The sequence below is a fragment of the Aeromicrobium sp. genome (assembly GCF_036675695.1).
Classification (GTDB): domain Bacteria; phylum Actinomycetota; class Actinomycetes; order Propionibacteriales; family Nocardioidaceae; genus Aeromicrobium.
This window is the reverse complement of sequence record NZ_JAKFEL010000225.1, coordinates 1-20,519: the sequence shown is the minus strand read 5'-3', so window position 1 is coordinate 20,519 and position 20,519 is coordinate 1. Positions and strand designations below refer to the sequence as shown.

At 66.1% G+C, this 20,519-nt stretch carries 20 protein-coding genes; 9 read left to right on the top strand and 11 right to left on the bottom strand.

The window, feature by feature from the left end:
- Positions 1 to 6 precede the first annotated feature (6 nt).
- From V6M39_RS14540 to V6M39_RS14530, 3 genes are read left to right on the top strand one after another with little or no spacing between them, the layout of a single operon-like run.
- Positions 7 to 942 carry an ATP-binding cassette domain-containing protein gene (locus V6M39_RS14540; RefSeq protein WP_332644528.1) on the top strand — a complete coding sequence of 312 codons (936 nt, stop codon included), beginning with the start codon at positions 7 to 9 and terminating at the stop codon, positions 940 to 942.
- Complete coding sequence (locus V6M39_RS14535; protein ID WP_332644527.1) at positions 939 to 1,730, top strand: ABC transporter permease; 792 nt, start codon at positions 939 to 941, stop codon at positions 1,728 to 1,730. Before V6M39_RS14540 ends, V6M39_RS14535 begins: the two co-directional genes overlap by 4 nt.
- Positions 1,727 to 2,101 (top strand): YchJ family protein, encoded by a 375-nt coding sequence (locus tag V6M39_RS14530; RefSeq protein ID WP_332644526.1) that lies wholly within the window; start codon positions 1,727 to 1,729, stop codon positions 2,099 to 2,101. The genes V6M39_RS14535 and V6M39_RS14530 overlap by 4 nt, the downstream gene beginning before the upstream one ends.
- Here the strand turns inward: V6M39_RS14530 and hutI are convergent.
- From hutI to hutH, 5 genes are read right to left on the bottom strand one after another with little or no spacing between them, the layout of a single operon-like run.
- Positions 2,098 to 3,216 carry an imidazolonepropionase gene (gene hutI / locus V6M39_RS14525; RefSeq protein WP_332644525.1) on the bottom strand — a complete coding sequence of 373 codons (1,119 nt, stop codon included), beginning with the start codon at positions 3,214 to 3,216 and terminating at the stop codon, positions 2,098 to 2,100. The genes V6M39_RS14530 and hutI overlap by 4 nt on opposite strands.
- A complete protein-coding gene (locus V6M39_RS14520; RefSeq protein ID WP_332644524.1) occupies positions 3,213 to 4,322 on the bottom strand; it encodes a formimidoylglutamate deiminase in 1,110 nt (369 codons plus the stop codon). Before V6M39_RS14520 ends, hutI begins: the two co-directional genes overlap by 4 nt.
- Positions 4,319 to 5,509 (bottom strand): allantoate amidohydrolase, encoded by a 1,191-nt coding sequence (locus tag V6M39_RS14515; RefSeq protein ID WP_332644523.1) that lies wholly within the window; start codon positions 5,507 to 5,509, stop codon positions 4,319 to 4,321. Before V6M39_RS14515 ends, V6M39_RS14520 begins: the two co-directional genes overlap by 4 nt.
- Positions 5,506 to 7,155, bottom strand: a complete 1,650-nt coding sequence (gene hutU, locus V6M39_RS14510; protein ID WP_332644522.1) for a urocanate hydratase — start codon at positions 7,153 to 7,155, stop codon at positions 5,506 to 5,508. Before hutU ends, V6M39_RS14515 begins: the two co-directional genes overlap by 4 nt.
- A gap of 1 nt (position 7,156) precedes the next feature.
- Positions 7,157 to 8,710 carry a histidine ammonia-lyase gene (hutH, locus tag V6M39_RS14505; RefSeq protein WP_332644521.1) on the bottom strand — a complete coding sequence of 518 codons (1,554 nt, stop codon included), beginning with the start codon at positions 8,708 to 8,710 and terminating at the stop codon, positions 7,157 to 7,159.
- A 79-nt stretch (positions 8,711 to 8,789) separates the two neighbouring features.
- On the opposite strand from hutH, the gene V6M39_RS14500 reads away from it, so the two are divergent.
- Positions 8,790 to 9,530 carry an IclR family transcriptional regulator gene (locus V6M39_RS14500; RefSeq protein ID WP_332644520.1) on the top strand — a complete coding sequence of 247 codons (741 nt, stop codon included), beginning with the start codon at positions 8,790 to 8,792 and terminating at the stop codon, positions 9,528 to 9,530.
- 95 nt (positions 9,531 to 9,625) lie between these two features.
- Positions 9,626 to 11,425, top strand: a complete 1,800-nt coding sequence (locus tag V6M39_RS14495; protein WP_332644519.1) for a CocE/NonD family hydrolase — start codon at positions 9,626 to 9,628, stop codon at positions 11,423 to 11,425.
- Between the two features lie 57 nt (positions 11,426 to 11,482).
- Here the strand turns inward: V6M39_RS14495 and V6M39_RS14490 are convergent, their stop codons facing one another.
- The gene (locus V6M39_RS14490; RefSeq protein ID WP_332644518.1) at positions 11,483 to 12,292 is read right to left on the bottom strand and encodes an ABC transporter permease; all 810 of its coding nucleotides are present in this window, start codon (positions 12,290 to 12,292) and stop codon (positions 11,483 to 11,485) included.
- Positions 12,289 to 13,218 carry an ABC transporter ATP-binding protein gene (locus V6M39_RS14485; protein ID WP_332644517.1) on the bottom strand — a complete coding sequence of 310 codons (930 nt, stop codon included), beginning with the start codon at positions 13,216 to 13,218 and terminating at the stop codon, positions 12,289 to 12,291. The genes V6M39_RS14490 and V6M39_RS14485 overlap by 4 nt, the downstream gene beginning before the upstream one ends.
- A gap of 144 nt (positions 13,219 to 13,362) precedes the next feature.
- Here V6M39_RS14485 and V6M39_RS14480 point away from each other — a divergent pair, with 144 nt between their 5' ends.
- Positions 13,363 to 14,580, top strand: coding sequence for an AGE family epimerase/isomerase (locus tag V6M39_RS14480; protein ID WP_332644516.1), 1,218 nt, complete (start codon positions 13,363 to 13,365; stop codon positions 14,578 to 14,580).
- On the top strand, positions 14,577 to 15,446 hold the full coding sequence (locus V6M39_RS14475) for a carbohydrate kinase family protein (protein ID WP_332644515.1): 870 nt from the start codon (positions 14,577 to 14,579) through the stop codon (positions 15,444 to 15,446). The genes V6M39_RS14480 and V6M39_RS14475 overlap by 4 nt, the downstream gene beginning before the upstream one ends.
- Here V6M39_RS14475 and V6M39_RS14470 read toward each other — a convergent pair.
- From V6M39_RS14470 to dcd, 3 genes are read right to left on the bottom strand one after another with little or no spacing between them, the layout of a single operon-like run.
- On the bottom strand, positions 15,433 to 16,260 hold the full coding sequence (locus V6M39_RS14470) for a carbohydrate kinase family protein (RefSeq protein ID WP_332644514.1): 828 nt from the start codon (positions 16,258 to 16,260) through the stop codon (positions 15,433 to 15,435). The two genes, V6M39_RS14475 and V6M39_RS14470, sit on opposite strands and share 14 nt — an antisense overlap.
- Entirely contained in the window at positions 16,257 to 17,165 is a 909-nt protein-coding gene (locus tag V6M39_RS14465; protein WP_332644513.1) for a pseudouridine-5'-phosphate glycosidase, read from the bottom strand. The genes V6M39_RS14470 and V6M39_RS14465 overlap by 4 nt, the downstream gene beginning before the upstream one ends.
- Positions 17,165 to 17,740, bottom strand: a complete 576-nt coding sequence (dcd, locus tag V6M39_RS14460; protein WP_309965242.1) for a dCTP deaminase — start codon at positions 17,738 to 17,740, stop codon at positions 17,165 to 17,167. The genes V6M39_RS14465 and dcd overlap by 1 nt, the downstream gene beginning before the upstream one ends.
- A gap of 58 nt (positions 17,741 to 17,798) precedes the next feature.
- On the opposite strand from dcd, the gene V6M39_RS14455 reads away from it, so the two are divergent.
- Positions 17,799 to 18,968: a zinc-binding dehydrogenase gene (locus V6M39_RS14455; protein ID WP_332644512.1), complete on the top strand. Its 1,170-nt coding sequence runs from the start codon at positions 17,799 to 17,801 to the stop codon at positions 18,966 to 18,968.
- A complete protein-coding gene (locus tag V6M39_RS14450) occupies positions 18,968 to 19,429 on the top strand; it encodes a GNAT family N-acetyltransferase (protein ID WP_332644511.1) in 462 nt (153 codons plus the stop codon). The genes V6M39_RS14455 and V6M39_RS14450 overlap by 1 nt, the downstream gene beginning before the upstream one ends.
- Here the strand turns inward: V6M39_RS14450 and V6M39_RS14445 are convergent.
- Complete coding sequence (locus V6M39_RS14445) at positions 19,426 to 20,343, bottom strand: LysR family transcriptional regulator (RefSeq protein ID WP_332644510.1); 918 nt, start codon at positions 20,341 to 20,343, stop codon at positions 19,426 to 19,428. The two genes, V6M39_RS14450 and V6M39_RS14445, sit on opposite strands and share 4 nt — an antisense overlap.
- Positions 20,344 to 20,519 lie beyond the last annotated feature (176 nt).

Here is a 20,519-nt window from a genome sequence, read left to right as displayed (position 1 = left end):
ACCAGCATGAATGCAATCACTGCCACTGGTCTACGCAAGTCGTACGGCGACAAGCTCGTCCTCGACGGCATCGATCTTGAGGTCGAGGAGGGCACCGTATTCGCCCTTCTCGGTCCCAACGGTGCCGGCAAGACGACCGCCGTGCAGATCCTCTCGACACTGATCAATGGCGATGGCGGCTCGGCCACCGTCGGCGGTCACGACGTCGCCAAGGATCCCGACAGCGTACGAGGGGTGATCGGCGTGACCGGACAGTTCTCGGCGGTCGACAACTTGCTGACGGGCGAGGAGAACCTTCGCCTGATGACCGATCTACGCCACCTCGGCAGGGAGGCGGGCACCGTACGCATTGCGGAGCTGCTCGAGCAGTTCGACCTCGTCGAGGCCGGCTCAAAGCACTTGGCGACCTACTCGGGCGGCATGAAGCGCCGCCTTGACCTCGCGATGACGCTGGTCGGTAGCCCTCGCATCATCTTCCTCGATGAGCCAACGACAGGTCTCGATCCGCGCAGTCGTCACACCATGTGGCAGATCGTGCGCAAGCTGGTCGCCGAGGGCGTGACGATCTTCCTCACGACTCAGTACCTCGACGAGGCGGACGAACTCGCAGACCGGATTGCCCTGCTCGACGGGGGCAAGATCGTTGCCGAAGGTACGCCGGCTGAGCTCAAGCGACTCATCCCCGGTGGTCACGTCACACTCCAGTTCGCGGACGCTGACGCTCTGAGCTCGGCTGGCACGGCGATCGACGGCGCGACATCGGACACCGACGCTCTCACCCTCGACATCGAGAGCGACGGCAGCGTTCGCTCGCTGAGATCAATCCTCGATCAGCTCGACAAGACAGGCGTGGAGGTCGAGAACCTCACGATCAACACCCCTGACCTCGACGATGTCTTCTTTGCCCTGACGGGCTCCGCACCGAAAGGCGAACAGTCATGAGCACTCTCACCCACACCCTCACTGATTCACGGACGATGCTGCGTCGCAACCTGTTGCACGCCAAGCGCTACCCGTCATTGACGCTGATCGTGGCGGCCATCCCGATCGTCTTCCTTCTGCTGTTCGTCTTCGTCCTCGGTGACACCTTGGGCGCAGGCCTCGGCGGAGGTGGCGGTCGCGGCGACTACCTTAAGTACGTCATCCCCGGCATCCTCGTGATGGGCATTGCCGGCGGCGCACAAGGCACCGCGATCGCGGTCGCGATGGACAAGACCGAGGGCATCATCGCCCGATTCCGGACCATGGCGATCTCGCGGGCTGCAGTGTTGACGGGTCACGTGCTCGGCAGCCTCATCCAGACCGCGATCGGCATCACGGTCGTCGTCGTCACTGCGCTCGCGATCGGCTATCGCCCCAACGCCAATCCGTTGGAATGGCTTGGCGTCATCGGCATGATCGCACTGATCACGTTCGCGCTGACCTGGCTGTCCGTCGCCATGGGCATGTGGTGCAAGACGGTCGAGGGCGCCAGCAACCTGCCGATGCCGCTGATGCTGCTGCCGTTCTTCGGTAGTGGATTCGCGCCCACCGACGGGATGCCTGCTGGAGTGCGCTGGTTCTCCGAGAACCAGCCGTTCACGCCGATGATCGAGACCATTCGCGGCCTGCTCGCCGGAACGCCGATCGGGAACGACTGGATCTACGCCATCGTCTGGTGCTTGGTCATCGCCGCGATCGGGTACGTCTGGGCGCTCAAGTCCTACAGCAAGGACCACACGAGCTCATGACCAGGTGTCCGTGCCTCAGCGGGCTCACGTACGAAGACTGTTGCGGGCGGCTGCACTCCGGTGCGGCCGCCGCGCAGTCTGCAGAGCAGCTCATGCGATCGCGGTTCAGCGCCTTCGCGGTCGGCGACCCCGACTACCTGCTCGCGAGCTGGCACCCGAGCACTCGGCCGGCCGAGCTGGAGCTTGACGCCGAGCGCCGTTGGTATCGCCTCGACATCATTACCACCAGCGGCGGGACACCGTTCGAGACGACCGGCGTCGTGGAGTTCGAGGCGTACTACCGCTCCCCCGATGGAGCCGGCAGCCAACATGAGGTCAGCCGCTTCATCCGCGAGAACGGGTCGTGGCTGTACGTCGACGGCACCCGCTAGCCGACGACGAGCGGGACCCCCGGTCGGTACGCGAGGTGGACGTACGACGGAGCGTTGAGCACGGCGAAGTCTGCCTTCGCGCCGACTCCCAGATGCCCCACGTCGTCGATACGCAGCGAAGCCGCGCCACCCTTGGTCGCCGACCACAGTGCCTCGCGTGGGCTCATATTCATGTCGCGCACGGCCACGGCGATGCAGAACGGCATCGACGACGTGTAGGAGCTGCCGGGGTTGCAGTCCGTCGCGAGCGACACCGTCACACCCGCATCAAGCAGCTTGCGGGCGTCCGGATAGGGCTGCCTGGTCGAGAACTCCACTCCGGGCAGCAACCCAATGACGATGCCCGACTCGACCACGGCGGCGATGTCTGCGTCGGACAGGAAGGTGCAGTGATCGGCGGGCGCACCGAGCTCTGCGGCAAGCCGCACGCCCGGGCCGAGGCCGAGCTGGTTGGCATGGATCCGAGGCAGCAGTCCCGCAGCGATGCCAGCTTCGAGCACGGCGCGTGACTCGTCGGCGCCGAATGCGCCGTCCTCGCAGAACACGTCGATCCATCGCGCGTACGGGGCGCACCGCTCGAGCATCTCTCCGGTGACGAGCTCGACGTACGCCGCGATTTCGGTTTCGGCGGGGACGACATGGGCGCCGAGGAATGTCGTTTCCTGTGTGAACTGCTGCGCGATCGCCAGGGATCTGGCTTCGTCATGGGTCGTCAGCCCGTAACCGCTCTTGATCTCGACCGTGGTTGTGCCTTGCGCGCGCATCTCGGCGAGATGTCGCGCGACGTTGGCGGCGAGATGTTCGTCGGTGGCCGCCCGTGTAGCGGCGACCGTCGTTCGAATTCCGCCGGCTTCGTACGGCTGCCCTGTCATCCGCGCCTCGAACTCCGCTGATCGGTCGCCAGCAAACACCAGGTGCGTGTGCGAGTCGACGAATCCGGGGATGACGGCCGCACCGCCGACATCGCGTACGGCATCGGCAGAAGGAGCCTCGTTGCGCTGTCCGAACCAGGCGATCTTGCCACCGTCGACGACGAAGGCGGCGTCGTTCAGGATCGGTCGGTCGTCGTCCCACGTCACCAGCTCTCCGATGTTGGTCACCAGAAGGGCGGTCATACACGACTCCAGCACGCGTCGATCGCCGACTCGAGCAGCTCGGCGACATCGGTCGGATCGCCTTCCACGTCGGCTGCCGTGGCAGCCCAGAGGAGCTCATCGGCGCCGGCCGTACGAATCGTGTCGGCGATGTCGATCGTGTCGGGTACGACGAAACCCAGGGACTCGTGTCCCGTAGTCGTTGCCGCCAACCACAGCTGATCAGCGGTCCACGAGCCGCGTTCGCCGGTCGACAACCTCTCGTGCATCTCGACGGCACGCGCTTCGGCGAACATGTCGATCACGGTATTGCTGTCGGAGCCGAGTGTCAGCCTCGCGCCGGCGTCGCGCAACGCCACGCTCGGGCCGATGCCATCGGCGAGCTCCGCCTCGGTGGTCGGGCAGAAGCACACGTAAGAGCGGGCGGTTCCAAGCATCGCGATGTCGTCAGTGGTCAGATGCGTGGCGTGCACGGCGGTTGTGCGTGGCGACAAGACGCCCGCTTCGGCGAGCAGCGCGACCGGCGTCAGACCCGTTGCGGCGATGCATTCGGCGTTTTCCATCGGCTGTTCGGAGACGTGCACGTGCAGCGGCGCCTCGGGCAGGGCCACAGCCACCGTGCGGAGCTGACTGCGGGGCACAGCCCGTACGGAGTGGATCGCAGCGCCGATGACGACGTCGTCCTCGTCGGCGTACTTGGTGGCCAGCGACTCGACGCGAGTCGCCCAGGCGTCGGAGTCGCCATCACTGAATCGCTTCTGCACGCCTTCGGGCGCCTTGCCGAAACCAGCCGCGAGGTAGCACGTGTCGAGCAACGTGATCCGTATGTCGGCTTCGCGTGCCGCCGCGATCAGCGCTTCTCCCATCGCGTTCGGCTCGTCATAGGGCTTTCCGGTGGGCTGGTGGTGGACGTAGTGAAACTCACCGACGCTGCGGATCCCGGCGAGGTTCATCTCGGCGTACGTAGCCCGCGCCAGCTCGAACAGCAGGTCCGGGTCGAGAACGCCGGCGAGCTGGTACATCTGGTCGCGCCAGCTCCAGAAGCTGTCGGCCCCCGTCACCCGCCCACGCAACGCGCGGTGAAACACGTGGCTGTGGCAGTTCGCGAATGCCGGGACAGTTGTCATGTGGCCAGCTCACGTACGACCGCGGTCAGGGCAACGATGCCGGCTTCACAATCAGCGTCCTCGGCGAACTCGGCGGGAGAGTGCGAGATGCCAGTCGGATTGCGCACGAACAGCATCGCCGTCGGGAGGTGCGCACTCAGTACGCCGGCGTCGTGGCCGGCGCCGGTCGGCAGCACGGGAGCATCGAGCAGCGTCGCAAGACGGTCACGCAGGACCGCATCGAACTCGACCGCTGGGCTCACGGACTCGGTGGTCAGCTCGACCGTCGTGCCATCGAGTCCGGCCTCGGCCTGCGCCGCAGCGATCACATTGTCGACAAGTCGATCCAACGTGCCTTCGTCGGCAGCCCGGGCATCCAGCCACGCCCGCACTCGCGACGGTATGGCGTTGGTACCGCCGGGCTCGACCTCGATCCGGCCAAAGGTCGCGCGCGCACCAGCATCAGAGGCCAGGCGGCGAGACGCGAGCACAGTCGCAGCGTAGGCCTGCATCGGATCGCGACGATCCTCCATGACTGTCGCACCGGCGTGATTCGCCTCGCCACAGAAGTCGAGCCGCCAGCGCCCGTGCGGCCAGATCGCCGAAGCAACACCGACGGCGTCGCCGGTGTGGACGAGCGAGCGGCCCTGCTCGACATGCAGCTCTACGAACGTGCCGATCTGATCGAGCAGGTCCGTCGTTCCGACAGCGTGAGGGTCTCGGCCGCGAGCCTTGAGCACCTCAGCCATGGTGAGGCCGTCGCGATCCTTCTGGGCCAGCGCACGGTCGGCAGTGAGAGCTCCGGTGATCAGCTGCGATCCAGCGCAGGCGATACCGAAGCGCGCACCCTCCTCGTCGGCGAAGTTGCCGATCACGATCGGTCGGTTCGGGTCCAGGCCCTCCGCCTTGAGCCGGTCGACGGCCGCGAATGATGAGACGACGCCGAGCGGTCCGTCGTACGCGCCACCATCCGGTACGGAGTCGAGGTGCGAACCGATCAGGAGTGCATCGCTGCCTCCCAAGGATCCAGCACTGCCCCACCAGGCGAACTGGTTGCCATTGCCGTCCTCGACGAGCTCCATGCCGCGCGCCGCCGCTTCTCCGGCAAACCATTCGCGCAGTGCCATGTCGGCGTCGTTCCATGCGTATCGGCGATAGCCGCCAGTCGATGGATCGCGCCCGATGTCGGCGAGGTCGGCGAGAGTCATTCGCTCATCGGGACGCGCAGGCCCCGCTCCTTCGCCACTTCGGCTGCGCGCTCATATCCCGCATCGACATGGCGCATGACTCCTGTTCCGGGGTCGTTGACCAGCACGCGCTCGATCTTCTGTGCCGCCAACGGCGTGCCGTCGGCGACGATGACCTGGCCGGCGTGGATCGAGCGACCGATGCCGACGCCACCACCGTGGTGGATCGACACCCAGGTGGCGCCCGACGCGGTGTTGAGCAAAGCGTTGAGCAGCGGCCAGTCGGCAATCGCATCGGAACCGTCAGCCATGGCCTCAGTCTCGCGGTACGGCGACGCCACCGACCCGGAATCGAGGTGATCACGGCCGATCACGACAGGAGCGCTCAGCTCACCTGACGCAACCATCTCGTTGAATCGCAGACCGGCGAGGTGACGCTCCTGGTACCCGAGCCAGCAGATGCGGGCCGGCAGACCTTCGAAGTGCACCTTCTCCTGTGCCTTCGTGATCCAGCGCGCGAGGTGCTCGTCCTCCGGAAACAGCTCGAGGATCGCCCGGTCCGTCGCCGCGATGTCGGCCGGGTCACCCGAGAGCGCTGCCCAGCGGAACGGTCCCTTGCCTTCGCAGAACAGCGGCCGGATGTACGCCGGCACGAACCCGGGGAACTCAAACGCCCGCTCGAACCCGCCGAGGCGAGCCTCTTCGCGGATCGAGTTGCCGTAGTCGAAGACCTCGGCGCCGGCGTCCATGAAGCCGACCATTGCGCGTACGTGCTTGGCCATCGACTCCCTCGCCTTGAGCGTGAAGCCCTCGGGATCACGGGCGGCCTCAGCGTGCCAGTCCTCGACGCTGATGCCCTCAGGCAGATAGCTCAGCGGATCGTGGGCGCTGGTCTGGTCGGTCACGATGTCGATCGGCGTACCGCGCTCGAGCAGCTCGGGGAAGATCGTCGCGGCATTGCCGAGCACGCCGACCGAAAGTGCGCGACTCTCGTTCTTGGCCTCGACGGCGCGCTCCACGGCCTGGTCCAGATCAGTCCAGTACTCGTCGAGGTAGCCGTGCTTCACCCGTCGCTCCAGCCGCGTCTCGTCGACGTCGACGACCAGAGCAACGCCGTCGTTCATCGTCACGGCCAGCGGCTGCGCGCCGCCCATGCCACCGGCGCCAGCGGTCAGGGTCAATGTCCCGGCGAGCGAGCCCGCGAACCTCTTGCGAGCAACAGCGCCGAACGTCTCGTACGTACCCTGCAGGATTCCCTGCGTGCCGATGTAGATCCACGAGCCGGCGGTCATCTGCCCGTACATCGTCAAACCCTCGGCCTCGAGCTTGCGGAACTCCGGCCACGTCGCCCAGTCACCAACGAGGTTCGAGTTCGCGATCAGCACCCGCGGCGCCCACTCGTGCGTGCGGAACACACCCACCGGCTTGCCCGACTGCACCAGCAACGTCTCGTCATCGGCGAGGGTCTCGAGGGTGCGGACGATCGCGTCGTACGCCTCCCAGCTGCGGGCTGCCTTGCCGGTGCCGCCGTAGACGACCAGGTCCTCGGGGCGCTCCGCGACCTCGGGATCCAGGTTGTTCATCAACATGCGCATCGGCGCCTCGGTCTGCCACGACTTCGCAGTGAGAGTGGTGCCGCGGGCCGCGCGAACAGTCGGTCGGTTCATGTCAGATCTCCCCTTGTCCATGGGTTGAGAGGTGGGCTGCTGCGAGGAGGGCGCCAGAGCGTACGAGCTCGGTGGCGGCCTCGATGTCAGGGGCGAGGAAACGGTCAGGGCCGGGACCGTCGACCCGCGTACGCAAGAGCGCGATGACGGCGCCGGTCGCCGGGCCGGGCTTGAGTGGCGCTCGCAGGTCGATACCGCGAGCAGCGGTGTAGATCTCGATCGCGAGCACGCGGGTGAGCAGATCGACGGACGTACGTAGCTTGCGTGCCGCCGACCAGCCCATCGACACGTGGTCCTCCTGCATCGCGCTCGACGGGATCGAGTCGACGCTTGCCGGTGCCGCCAGCCGCTTGAGCTCCGAGACCATCGCCGCCTGCGTGTACTGCGCGATCATATGACCCGAGTCGACGCCGGGATCGTCGGCGAGAAACGGCGGCAGTCCCTGGTTGCGCGACGCATCGAGGAAGCGGTCGGTACGACGTTCGCTCATGCTGGCGACATCGGCGACCGGGATCGCGAGGAAGTCGAGCACGTACGCGAGCGGCGCACCGTGGAAGTTGCCGTGCGACTCGATGCGTCCGTCGTCGAGAACTGACGGGTTGTCGATCGCCGATGCGAGCTCGCGGCCCGCAACCGTCGCGGCATGTTCGAGGGTGTCGCGCGCGGCACCGTGCACCTGCGGCGCACAACGCAGCGAGTACGCATCCTGCACGCGTCCATCGCCGACGCGATGGCTCGCGACGATCGGCGACCCGGCGAGCAGCGAAGCCATGTGGGCGGCCGACTCGGCCTGCCCCGGGTGCGGACGTAGAGCCTGCAGGTCGGCGGCGAGCACGCGATCCGTACCCATCAGCCCTTCAATGCTCATGGCAGCAGCGAGGTCAGCGGTGTCGAGCAGCTGGCGTAGATCGTGCAGCGCCAGCACCAACATCCCGAGCATGCCGTCGGTGCCGTTGATCAGTGCGAGCCCTTCCTTCTCCGCGAGCTCGATCGGGGCGAGACCGTAGGACGCCAGCGCCTCACCCGCGGGACGGACGACTCCGTGATCCTCGACCTGACCCTCCCCCATCACCGCGAGCGCACAATGCGCCAGCGGAGCCAGGTCGCCTGAGCAGCCGAGGCTGCCGTACTCGTGGACGAGTGGTGTCAGACCGGCATTGAGCATCGACGCATACGCCTCGGCTGTCTCGACGCGCACGCCGGTGTGACCCGAGGCCAACGTCGACAGGCGCAGCAGCATGAGTGCGCGGACAACCTCGTTCTCGACGCGCGGTCCGGTGCCAGCCGCGTGCGAACGGATCAGGCTCTTCTGCAGCTGCGTCCGCAGCTCGGGCTCAATGTGCCGCGTGGCCAGCGCGCCGAACCCAGTCGAGACGCCATAGACCGGCGCGTCCGATGCAGCCATCTCCTCGATGACCGCCCGCGACCTCGCGATTGCCTGGCGCGCTTCGGCGCTCAGCTCGACGAGCGTGCCCTCGCGCGCCACACGTACGACATCTTCCGGCGACACGGCGCCGACTCCCACCACACAGTGCTCATATACATCGTTGGCCATGCTCCATAGGACTCCACGAGTGCACTTCGGCGCTATGGGCTGCGCGACAAACCCGTCTCGGATACGAGACACTGTGAGCATGACCAGACCGGTTCCCGCAGCGACAACAACCCTGCGCGTGCTCCGGTTCCTGTCCTCGCAGCCCGTCCCCGTATCGGCCGCCCGCATCGCCGCGGCCGTCGACCAACCGCGATCGTCGACCTATCACCTGCTCAGTGCGATGACCGACGAAGGATTCGTCATCCACTATCCCGACGACCGAACCTGGGGCCTCGGCATCGCTGCATGGGAAGTCGGCCACGGCTTTGCCCGGCAGGAGCCACTCGCTCGACTGGCCCGCCTCCCGTTGGCGCGACTCGTCGATCAGGTCGGCCAGTCCGCCCACCTGGTCGTCCTCCAAGGCGCCGATGTGCTCTACGTCATCGAGGAGCGGGCGCCCGGGAGGCCACCGCTGGTGACCGACGTCGGCGTACGACTTCCCGCTCACCTCACTGCTTCAGGTCGCGCGATCCTGGCGTCTTTGCCGGCCGCACAGGTACGCGCGCTCTACCCCGACAAGGCTTCCTTCACCTCACGCACGGGTACCGGTCCCAGCAGCTTGAGCGAGCTTCGGCGGCTGCTCTCCGCGACGCGCCAGCGTGGGTTCGCCACCGAGGACGGCGAAGTGACCGCTGGCTTTGCGTCGATCGCCGCACCCATCACGGCGGGGACGATCCACGCCGCGGTTGCTGTCACCTGGGAGGCGCGCACTCCCGCCGACGGTCTTGCCGAGCCAGTGGCCGCAACCGCAGCGGAAATCTCCCGCAGACTTCACCACTGACGCACTCCGCTGCCGAAAATCGTGACCTGCGCGACATTTGCGTCGTTGTTACTTCGAAGTAGGACATATGTCCCACTTGTCAGCCAAGGAGCACCATGCGTTCAGCTCGCTCGTACCTTCTGGCCCTCCTCGGAGTTGGCCTCGCCGCAACAGCCCTCGTCCAGCCGGCCCAGGCCGCTGACCCGGTCTACACGGTGCAGGCGCTGCACTTCAAGGTCTTGGTCGGCCCGGCCAACGACGTGCCGTGCAGCATTGTCGGCGACCTCTACCTCCCGAAGAGCGCCAGCAGCACCAAGAAAGTCCCGGCGATCTTGACGACCAACGGCTTCGGCGGCTCCAAGAGCGACCAAGCGGGCCTCGGCAAGACCTTTGCGTCGCGCGGATACGCGGTGCTGTCCTACTCAGGCCTGGGATTCGGCGGCTCGGGCTGCAAGATCACCCTGGATGACCCTGACTGGGACGGCAAGGCCGCAAGTCAGCTCGTCAGCTACCTCGGTGGCAAGACTGGCATCGCGTTCACCGACGCTGCCCACACCACACCCGCGAAGAAGTTGGGCGTCGTGCGGCTTGACGCGACGAACCACCTTGGAGTGAAGGTCGCCAACGATCCACGCGTCGGCATGGTGGGCGGTTCGTACGGTGGCCAGATCCAGTTCGCCGCCGCCAGCGTCGACCCTCGCATCGACACGATCATCCCGATCATCACGTGGAGCGACCTCTCGTACTCACTGTCGCCCAACAACACCTCGCAGATCTCGGGAGTCCAGACCTCAACACCCGGCGCAGCCAAGCTGATCTGGGCCCTCGGCTTCACCGGGCTCGGAATCGTCAACGGCCTGCAGAACGCCCAGGTTGATCCTTCACGATTGATTCCCTGCCCGAACTACGCGACGTTCGTCTGCCCGGCTGTCGCGACCGCAGGCGTGCTCGGCACGGTTGACGCCAGCACCACCGCGAACCTGCGTCACGCCTCGGTGTCGAGCTACTTCAAGAAGATCAAGATCCCGACGCTGATCATCCAGGGCCTGAGCGACACCCTCTTCAACATCAACGAGGGAGTCGCCAACTACCAAGCACTTCAGAAGCAGGGCACGCCAACCAAGATGATTTGGTACAACGGCGGCCACTCCGGTCCTTCTGCACCGGGCGAGCTCACCATCGGCAATCCCAATCCGGCCTCAGAGCACCTCTCCAAGAGCGTCGCCAACTGGTTCGATCACTACCTCAAGGGTTCGTCGGTCAGCACGGGTCCGGAGTTCTCGTACTTCCGCAACTGGGTCAAGTACACCGGTATCGCGACCCCGGCGTACGGAACCGCGACGTCGTACCCCGTCGGCACAGCGACGAAGTACTACCTCTCCGGCACCAAGCTCACAACCTCGAGCACGGGTATCGCGAGCGGGACACAGTCGTTCCTCACCCCGCCGGCAGGGCTCCCCACCTCGACAGATCCCACTGATGTCACTGCCCTCCCGCTGCCCGAGATCGACCTCCCGGGCACCTCCGCCTCATGGTCGACTCCGACGCTGACGAACGCCACCAACGTGGTTGGCCAGCCCAAGCTCACGATCAAGGTCAACGCCGCCCTGGCCCAGGCCACCCAGACCGCTGGCACCTACGGCTCGCTGGTCCTGTTCGTCAAGATCGCTGATGTCGACGCAACCGGCAAGGCCACGATCATCCGCAACCTGGTCGCACCTGTACGAGTGCCCGACGTATCGAAGCCGTTCACGGTCACGCTGCCCGGAATCGTGCACCAGTTCGCCAAGGGCCACACACTCAAGCTCATCGTGGCCGGCGGCTCGACCAACTACCGCGGTGGTCTGATCCCCAACCCCGTGACGATCACGACCGGCACGACGGGGCAGGTGCTCACGCTGCCGATCGTCAAGTAGTCCCCACGACGAAACGGCCCGGTCTCACCAGAGACCGGGCCCTTCGTCGTACTCAGTTCAGGCATCCCTCCTGCGGAGCAGGAACCAGGCGAGACCGAGCAGTGCAGCCGTCTCGGCCGCGAATACTCCGAAGCCTGCCCACGCATCAAGCAGGTCCGGGTTGAACGAGACCGGTGTCGCCAGCGATCCGCCCGCGTTGCCGGGCATCAGCTTGACCACCCAGTCGCCGAACGAGCCAGGGATCAGCAGCGCCATGTTGCCGACGACGAACACCAGGCCCAGGACGATCGAGATCGCCGCTGCCGTGTGCCGGACCAGGAAGCCGATCGCCAACGAGAACAGAGCCAGGCCGGCGAGGAACAGCCCGCTGCCGTACATCGCGCGAGCGACATCACCTTCGAGCGCCATGCCGATTCCCTCGCGATCGAGGAAGTAGTTACCCCCGAAGTAGCCCCCGAGCGCGGTCAGCGTGCCGACCACCATGAGGACGGACGAGATGATGATGCCCTTGGCCGCGAGCACGCGACCGCGAGCTGGCACAGCGGCCAACGTCGTACGGATCATGCCCGTGCCGTACTCCGAGGTCACCGCCAGCACGCCGATGATCACGGCGCAGATCTGGGCGATCATCATTCCCCAGGTGAGGAACGAGCCAGGCGACTCGTCAGCATCCGCGCTGGCGAGCCAGTCGGCATTGCCCCAACAGATCAGCGTAGTTCCCGCGACACCGATCACCACGAGGGTCAGAAGTGTCCACCAGGTCGAGCGCACGGACCAGAGCTTGATCCACTCGGCCCTCAACGTCTTGCCAAAGCCTGCCGGTTCGACCTCCTGGGCGGTCACCGCCTGAAGAGTGTTGGTGTTCATCGCGAACCTGCCTTGATCTCTTCGGCGGCCTTCGCGTGGTACTCCACGCTGTCGGCCGTCAGCGTCATGAATGCGTCCTCGAGTGAGGACCGTACGACGGAGAGCTCGTGAAGGAGCAGGCCGTTGGTGCCGATGAGCTCGCCGATCGCGGGGGCGTCGAGCCCCTGTACGCGCAGCTCATCGTCGGTGTGGGTGACTTCGAGTCCCTTGGTCGTGAGCAGAGTCGCGACGTCGGGCAGCTTGGGTGCCTTGACGCGTACATACGACGCCGCATGCTCTGCCATGAACTCGTGCATCGAGCAGTCGGCGAGGATCGAGCCGCGGCCGATGACGATCAGGTGGTCGGCCATGAGCGCCATCTCCGACATCAGGTGGCTCGAGATGAAGACCGTGCGTCCTTCGTCGGCGAGCTCCCGGGCGAGTGACCGCACCCAGCGGATGCCCTCAGGGTCCAGGCCGTTGACCGGCTCGTCGAGCACGACCACCGGCGGATCGCCGATCAGCGCAGCCGCGATGCCAAGGCGCTGGCCCATACCGAGCGAGAAGCGGCCGGCGCGCTGACCAGCCACCGAGTCGAGGCCGACGAGCTCGAGCACTTCCCCGACGCGGGTCGTCGGGATGCCGTTGCTCGCAGCCAGCCAACGGAGGTGGTCTCGCGCTGAGCGGCCGGGGTGGATCGCGTGCGCTTCGAGCAGCGCGCCGATCTCACGCAGCGGAGCGGGTGAGGCTGTGTAGCGGTGGCCGTTGACCGAAACGGTGCCGCTGGTCGGCGCATCGAGGCCGAGGATCATCCGCATCGTCGTGGACTTGCCTGCACCGTTCGGGCCGAGGAAGCCGGTGACGCGGCCGGGCTCGACGGTGAAGTCGATGCCGTTGACGGCAACCTTGTCGCCATAAGTCTTGGTGAGTCCCTGGGCGCGGATCATGCTGATCGCCGCCCGGCGTTGTCTACGGTGCTGATTCGGGTTGGAGTCATGCGTCCAGCGTCGTCGGATCGAGCGCGAGAGAACATCGGTGAGCGCCCCTGATCGACCCTGAACGCACCCCTACTGGGTGGGTAGGTTGGTGACATGGTCCCCGGCAGTGAGCAATGGCGTGACGAGCAGCGCCGGGCGATTCTCTCGTTCGCCCGACGATCGAAGATCGACGGTGGAGGCTTCGGCTGGCTCGACAACGATGGCGGCCTCGACGCAGACGCCAATCTGCAGCTCTGGATCACGGCCCGCATGACTTACGTCTTCTCGCTCGCCCACCTCGCCGGAGGCCCTTCGACGGGCTCTGGGACCGGGGAGAACCTGGAGCTCGCGGAGCACGGCGTTCGGGCACTTGCGGCATTTCACGACGACGTGAACGGCGGCTGGTACTCCGAGATCGATGCGACCGGCGCTCCGGCGCAGACCGCCAAGTTCTGCTACGAGCACGCGTTCGTGCTGCTGTCAGCGTGCGCGGCGTCGGCTGCCGGCGCCGAAGGCGCAGACGCGCTGCTCGACGAGGCGACGCTGGTGCACCGTACGAGATTCTGGGACGCAGATGCCGGGCGATGCCGCGAGGAGTGGAACGAGGACTGGACCGAGCTCGATGGCTATCGCGGAGCCAACAGCAACATGCACAGCGTCGAGGCCTACCTCTTCGCCGCAGACGCCACGGGCGAGGATGCGTGGCGGCAGCGGGCGCTGGCGATCTGCGAGCGGGTGATCGGCATCCATGCGCGCGGGCACCATTGGCGCATACCTGAGCACTACGACCACGACTGGACGCCGATGGCCAACTACAACGTCGAGAAGCCATCGGACCCATTCCGCCCGTTCGGCGCGACGCCAGGCCATGCATTCGAATGGGCTCGACTGATCATTCAGCTTGCTGCCAGCCTCGACGAACCCCGGCCATGGATGCAGGAGGCAGCGGAAGGGTTGTTCGAGCAGGCAGTGGCCGATGCCGTCGACGACGACGCGCCCGGCATCCCCTACACGACGGACTGGCACGGCTCGCCAGTCGTCGAAGAACGCTTCCACTGGGTCATCGCCGAGGCAGTCCTTGCCGCCGAGGCGCTCCACAACTACACCGACGATGCACTCTACGAAGGGTTGGCGGCGCGCTGGTGGTCTGAGATCGACGAGCACTTCGTCACCGAGCAGGGCTGGGTGCATGAGCTCTCGCCGACGATGGGGCCGTCGTCCCGTACGTGGCAGGGCAAGCCCGACGCCTATCACGCCTTCAATGCCGTAACACTGCCCAGCCTGCCGCTGGCCCCGTGCCCGGCAAAGACGATTGAGCGGCTGGCCGGATGACGATTCTGGTCATCGGCGAGGCACTCGTCGACATCGTCGACGGCTACCCGCATCCCGGAGGATCGCCGTTCAACGTCGCCGTCGGCCTCTCCCGACTCGAGTGCCCGACCGTGCTGGCGACGCAGATCGGCAATGACTCCCACGGCACGATCCTGCAGCGTCACCTGGCCGAGTCCGGCGCCAACCTCGCGCTGCTCGATCCAGTGCTGGAGCGAACGTCCTCCGCCACTGCGACGATCGCCGAGGACGGCAGTGCGTCGTACGAGTTCGACCTGACGTGGGATCCGGAGGCCATGCCCGATCCGGCCGTGTTCGAGGCCGTGCACATCGGTTCGCTCGGAGCCGCGCTGATGCCGGGAGCCCATCGCGTCGCCGAGCTCATCGCCACGGCGGATGCGATGGGGCTCGCGGTGTCGTACGACCCCAACGTCCGTCTGGCGGTCGAGCCTGACCCGGCGTTCTGGCGCGAGGTGTTCGAGACGGTCATCCCCTACGCGCGGATCGTGAAGATGAGCGATGAAGACGCGGCTGTGCTGTTCCCGGAGGAGGCGCCCGAGGACCTCGCGAGGCGGCTCGCCGGCGAGGGCAAGCTAGTCGCGATCACGCTCGGCGGAGCCGGGGCAGTCGTCGCGGGCGGTCGCGAGGTTGGCGGGGCCGACGCTCCCTCAGTCGCCGTCGTCGACACCATTGGTGCCGGCGACTCGTTCATGGCGGCCATGCTCTCGTGGTGCGCTGCGTACTCGTGGCCGGCTGGCGATCAGCTCGACGACACCGAGCTCACCGATCTCGCAGAGTTCTCAGTCGCGGCGGCGGCGATCACCTGCTCTCGGCCGGGCGCCGACCCGCCGCGGCTCAGCGAGCTCTGACGGGTCGGGCTCCGCGTACGGCCACGCACTCGGCGGCAGCCTTTGCGCCGGCCGCCAAAGCCTCGTCGGCTTCCCGGCGCTTGGTCCACACACTGAGGAATCCGGCGCAGAACGCATCGCCTGCGCCCGTCGTGTCGACGACGTCGGTCGGTGATGCCGCGACCGAATGGTCGCCGAACGTTGCACCGTCCGACCCTCGCGTGACGACAGCATTGCTCTCCAGCTGAAGGAACCGTTGCTCGTCGTCGTTGGGGAACAACAGATCGGCGTCCACGACCCAGGACAGGAACTCATCACGACCGGCGACGTGGAGGAATCCCAGCGAGCTCGGATCGACGCTGATGCCGATGCTGCGGCGACGCGCCTCCGCCATCAGTTCGACGACGATCGGACGCACCCCGGCATCGAAGAACGAGTAGCCCGTCAAGTGCAGCCACTCGATCTCGTTCCAGATGTCGGTGGGCAGATCGGTCGCCTTCAACGTCGTGTTGGCGGCCCGGTCGACATACATCGTGCGATCCGCAGCTGCGTCGAGGGTGAGAACGATCGTCGCCGTCGGCAGCTCGCTGTCCGCGGCGATGCGCGCATCAACGCCGTGGGCGGAGAGCGCGTCGACATGGCGGACGACACCGTCGGCACCGGCCTTGCCCACGAAGCGCGCGTACGAGCCAAGATGACCGAGCCAGGCAGCCACGTTCGCCGCGGATCCGCCGGGCGTCATACGGATCTCGGACTCGGTGTCACTGGCGGCGTTGATCGTGCCGAGGGGTCGTACGCCGATGTCGTCGACCACGTCACCGACGACGAGGATCATCGCAACACCCAGGACAGTGCGATCTCTCCGGCAACACGGATGTTGTTCTCGGCGATCTTGAGGTTGACGGCAAGGCTCTTGCCGCCGGTCAGCTCCACGATCGTCAGGAGCAGGAACGGGGTGACCTCCTTGCCGGAGAGTCCTTGCTCGTCGGCGAGGCGCAGTGCTTCGGTGAGCGCCTTGTCGTGCACGTCCGGGTCGAGCTGTTCAGACTCGGGGAGCGGGTTGGCGACGAGGATCGCAGCGCTCTGGCCCAGCGCATCGCGCGATGCCATCACCTCAGCGACACCGGTTGCGTCGGCCACTGACCAGTCGAGTCGCTCGCCGGAGTCGGTGAGCCAGAAGCTTGGAAACCTGTCCGTGCCATATCCGAGCACGATCACGCTCAGGGACTCGAGCCGCTCGAGGGTCGCGGGTATGTCGAGGATCGATTTCACACCTGCAGAGACGACGGTGATCGGCACCTCCGAGAGCACCGTCAGGTCGGCTGACTCGTCGAACGTCTCGGATGCGCCACGGTGCACGCCGCCGAGACCGCCTGTCGCGAAGACGCGGATGCCAGCAAGGTTCGCGATGTATGAGGTCGCAGCGACAGTTGTCGCCCCGCTTCCCTTCCGGGCGAGGGCGATCGGCAGATCGCGCACACTGAGCTTGGGGATGTCCTCTGATGCGATGCGTTCGAGCTCTTCGTCGGTCAGCCCCGCCTTGAGTCGACCGTCGAGCACGGCGATCGTCGCTGGCGCGACACCCATGCCCGTGAGGATCGCCTCGAACGTCCGCGCCGCCTCGAGATTGTCCGGGCGCGGTAGACCGTGGGAGATGATCGTCGACTCAAGCGCAACGACGGGTTGGCCAGCATCGAGAGCAGCTTGAACTGCAGGTGAGATGTCGAGCGGCAGCGACATTAGATCTCGGTGCGGTGGAAGTTCGCGTGCGAGCGCGAGGCCGTCGGGCCGCGCTGGCCTTGGTAGCGCGAACCGTACTTCGCCGATCCGTACGGGTTCTCCGCCGGCGACGTCAGCCGGAAGTAGCAGACCTGGCCGATCTTCATGCCGGGGTAGAGCTTGATGGGCAGCGTCGCCACGTTCGCGAGCTCAAGGGTCACGTGACCCGAGAATCCGGGGTCAATGAAGCCCGCCGTCGAGTGGGTCATCAGGCCGAGGCGGCCCAGGGACGACTTCCCCTCGAGCCGCGCGGCGATGTCATCAGGGAGCGTGACCAGCTCGTAGGTGGACCCGAGCACGAACTCGCCCGGATGCAGGATGAACGCCTCGTCGGTGCCCACCTCGACTTCGCGCGTCAGGTCGCTTTGATCGACGGCTGGATCAATGTGCGGGTACTTGTGGTTGTCGAAGACGCGGAAGAACTTGTCGAGACGCACGTCAATGCTCGACGGCTGGATCATCCCCGGGTCGAAGGGGTCGAGGGCAATGCGCCCAGCGTCGATCTCGGCCAGGATGTCGCGGTCTGAGAGAAGCACGAGAGAAAACTAACCCATGCGGCCGTACGAGGGACTCGACTCCGCTTGAATGGTCGACATGCGCGCTGTCATCTGTCATCAGGGCAACCTCTCGGTTGCCGACATCGACACCCCTGTACCCGCCAAGGGGCAGCTGCTCGTTGAGGTTCAACGCTGCGGCATCTGCGGATCCGACCTCCACGCTCGCGTCCACGGCGACGAGCTCGGCAAGGTGATGGTCGAGTCCGGGTACGACGACTTCATGCGGTCAGACCAGAACATCGTGTTCGGCCATGAGCTCTACGGCGTGATCGCCGAGCATGGACCCGGCAGTCGCAAGAAGCTGGCAGTCGGTACGCCGGTCGTCTCCCTTCCGCTGCTGCGCAACCCCGGCAGCGTCGACACTCTCGGACTGTCTGCGAAGGCACCCGGCGCGTACGCCGAGCACCTGCTCACCCAGGAGAACCTCACGCTCAAGGTCCCCAACGGCCTGTCCCCCGATGTCGCAGTGCTGACCGAGCCGATGGCAGTCGGCTGGCACGCCGTCGCTCGCGGAGAAGTGTCCAAGAAGGACGTCGCCGTCGTGGTGGGCTGCGGTCCAGTCGGTCTCGCCGTCATCACCATCCTGAAGTCCCGCGGCGTACGTACGATCATCGCCAGCGACCCGTCACCCGGACGCCGGGCGCTCGCCTCCAAGGTCGGAGCGACCAGCGTCGTTGATCCGACGGAGGGTTCACCGTTCGCGACTGCCAAGGACCACAAGCACTTCACCACCGTGCCGGACACCCTGGGCGCGGCCATGGATGCGATCGACCAGATGTCCAAGCTGCCGGTCGGCTGGTGGCACGCCTGGCGTGCTGCCGACAAGATCGGCGCGACCAACCCCAAGGCACCGGTCATCTTCGAGTGCGTTGGCAATCCCGGGATGATCGACAGCATCATGGCGGGCGCGCCGATGTTCTCGCGCATTGTCGTGGTCGGCGTCTGCATGGGCGGCGACCAGATCCGCCCATCGATGGCAATCAACAAGGAGATCGACCTGCGCTTCGTCATCGGCTACACGCCGCTGGAGTTCAGGGACACGCTGCACGCGCTGGCGGAGGGAAAACTCGACCCGTCGGCAATGTTGACCGGACGGGTCGGACTGGATGGCGTCGCCAACGCATTCACCGCTCTCGGCGATCCGGAGACCCACGCCAAGATCGTCATCGACCCTCGCCTCGACGGCTCGGACGTGAAGCAGGCCTGATGGAGTTCACGATCCGCGAGGACGACCTGACCGGTCCCGACGTGCGAGCGTTGCTTGAAGAGCACCTCGCTGACCTTTCGCTGCACTCGCCCGCCTGCAGCGTGCACGCCATGCCGGTCGACCGGCTTCGCGAGCCCGACGTCACGTTCTGGTCCGTGTGGTCAGACGATCGCGTTGTCGGATGCGGCGCGCTCAAGGAGATCGACGCGACGCACGGCGAGGTCAAGTCGATGCGCACGATCGACGAGGTGAAGGGCCAGGGCATCGGTGGACTCGTGCTCGAGCACCTCCTTGGTGAGGCGAAGCGTCGCGGCTACTCACGGGTGAGCCTAGAGACGGGCAGCAACGAACCATTCCAGCCCGCCCTTCGCCTGTACGCACGCCACGGCTTCGAGGTCTGCGGCCCGTTCGCCGACTACGCCGAAGATCCGTGGAGCGTCTACATGACCAAGGCGCTCTAGACCGCGTGGTGGGCGTCCGAGACAGCTCTGGCTTCGTCGCGCAGCGCCTGGACCACGAAACGTACTGACGGCCGCTCGAACCGGTCCGGTCGGAGCAAGGCAGAGATCTCGCGCTTGGCCCGGATACCGACAAGCGGCCGCGTGACCAGACCATTCCCGTGCTCTCGAGTCGTGAACCGGGGCAGGATCGCTATGCCGTGACCAGCGGCCACCATCGACTCGACGATGCCGTTGTCTGCTAGCCGCTGGGCGATGCGTACGGGTTCGCCGGTGGAGGCGACCACCTGGCTCAGCACCCGGTCGAACGGGAAATCGTGCGGAACTCCGATCCACGTCTCGCCCACGACGTCCTTGGGCGACAAGCTCGCCTTGGTAGCCAGCCGGTGATCCTCCGGCAACGCCACGTCGAGCGGTTCGCTCATCAGGGGAATGACCTGCAGACCCCGCTCGTGCCAGCTCGCCGACGTCGTGGGCGAATCGGCGATCACGATGTCGTAGTCCGGCGTCAGATCGGCGAAGTCGAACTTCGTCACGTCCTGATCAGTGCAGATGAGGTTGATGTGTGGCTCGTCAGCAAGACGGGTCAACAAACCCGGCAAGAGCATCTCGCCGCCACTGGCGAACGTCGTGAGGGTGACGTCGCCAGCCGGCTGCTCCATGAACTCGCGCCACTCAGACTCTGCCTTGGCGATCGCGACCGCGATGTCGGTGGCCGTCTGAGCGAGTGCTCGCCCAGCGGCGGTCAGCGCAACCCCTCGGCCGGATGGCTCGAGGAGGGCCACTCCTGCCTCCTTCTCCAGCACTTTCAGCTGTTGCGAGACCGCCGACGGAGTGACTCCTGTCACGTCGGCAACGGCACCGACAGTGCCCCTCTCGGCCAATTCACGCAGGAGCTCAAGCCTTTTGACGTCCATGTAGCCAGACTACATGTTAGGTGTAGTTTTGTTAGATTGTGCTTGATGGTTTGGAGGATCATACTGAGAGTACGAAGTCCACCAAGCCTTTGAAGGAGGCCAGCAATGATCATCACCGCTATCAGCGCAATCGTCATCGCCGTGATCGGAGTTGGCGCCACCGCACGCACCGTCAA

Coding starts and splice junctions, on each gene's coding strand:
- V6M39_RS14530 (WP_332644526.1), top strand. CDS start 1,727: ATGACCAGGTGTCCGTGCCTCAGCGGGCTCACGTACGAAGACTGTTGC.
- V6M39_RS14495 (WP_332644519.1), top strand. CDS start 9,626: ATGCGTTCAGCTCGCTCGTACCTTCTGGCCCTCCTCGGAGTTGGCCTC.
- V6M39_RS14480 (WP_332644516.1), top strand. CDS start 13,363: ATGGTCCCCGGCAGTGAGCAATGGCGTGACGAGCAGCGCCGGGCGATT.
- V6M39_RS14475 (WP_332644515.1), top strand. CDS start 14,577: ATGACGATTCTGGTCATCGGCGAGGCACTCGTCGACATCGTCGACGGC.
- V6M39_RS14490 (WP_332644518.1), bottom strand. CDS start 12,292: ATGAACACCAACACTCTTCAGGCGGTGACCGCCCAGGAGGTCGAACCG.
- V6M39_RS14445 (WP_332644510.1), bottom strand. CDS start 20,343: ATGGACGTCAAAAGGCTTGAGCTCCTGCGTGAATTGGCCGAGAGGGGC.
- V6M39_RS14465 (WP_332644513.1), bottom strand. CDS start 17,165: ATGTCGCTGCCGCTCGACATCTCACCTGCAGTTCAAGCTGCTCTCGAT.
- V6M39_RS14455 (WP_332644512.1), top strand. CDS start 17,799: ATGCGCGCTGTCATCTGTCATCAGGGCAACCTCTCGGTTGCCGACATC.
- V6M39_RS14470 (WP_332644514.1), bottom strand. CDS start 16,260: ATGATCCTCGTCGTCGGTGACGTGGTCGACGACATCGGCGTACGACCC.
- V6M39_RS14540 (WP_332644528.1), top strand. CDS start 7: ATGAATGCAATCACTGCCACTGGTCTACGCAAGTCGTACGGCGACAAG.
- V6M39_RS14450 (WP_332644511.1), top strand. CDS start 18,968: ATGGAGTTCACGATCCGCGAGGACGACCTGACCGGTCCCGACGTGCGA.
- hutU (WP_332644522.1), bottom strand. CDS start 7,155: ATGAACCGACCGACTGTTCGCGCGGCCCGCGGCACCACTCTCACTGCG.
- V6M39_RS14535 (WP_332644527.1), top strand. CDS start 939: ATGAGCACTCTCACCCACACCCTCACTGATTCACGGACGATGCTGCGT.
- V6M39_RS14520 (WP_332644524.1), bottom strand. CDS start 4,322: ATGACAACTGTCCCGGCATTCGCGAACTGCCACAGCCACGTGTTTCAC.
- V6M39_RS14485 (WP_332644517.1), bottom strand. CDS start 13,218: ATGATCCGCGCCCAGGGACTCACCAAGACTTATGGCGACAAGGTTGCC.
- hutI (WP_332644525.1), bottom strand. CDS start 3,216: ATGACCGCCCTTCTGGTGACCAACATCGGAGAGCTGGTGACGTGGGAC.
- V6M39_RS14515 (WP_332644523.1), bottom strand. CDS start 5,509: ATGACTCTCGCCGACCTCGCCGACATCGGGCGCGATCCATCGACTGGC.
- hutH (WP_332644521.1), bottom strand. CDS start 8,710: ATGGCCAACGATGTATATGAGCACTGTGTGGTGGGAGTCGGCGCCGTG.
- V6M39_RS14500 (WP_332644520.1), top strand. CDS start 8,790: ATGACCAGACCGGTTCCCGCAGCGACAACAACCCTGCGCGTGCTCCGG.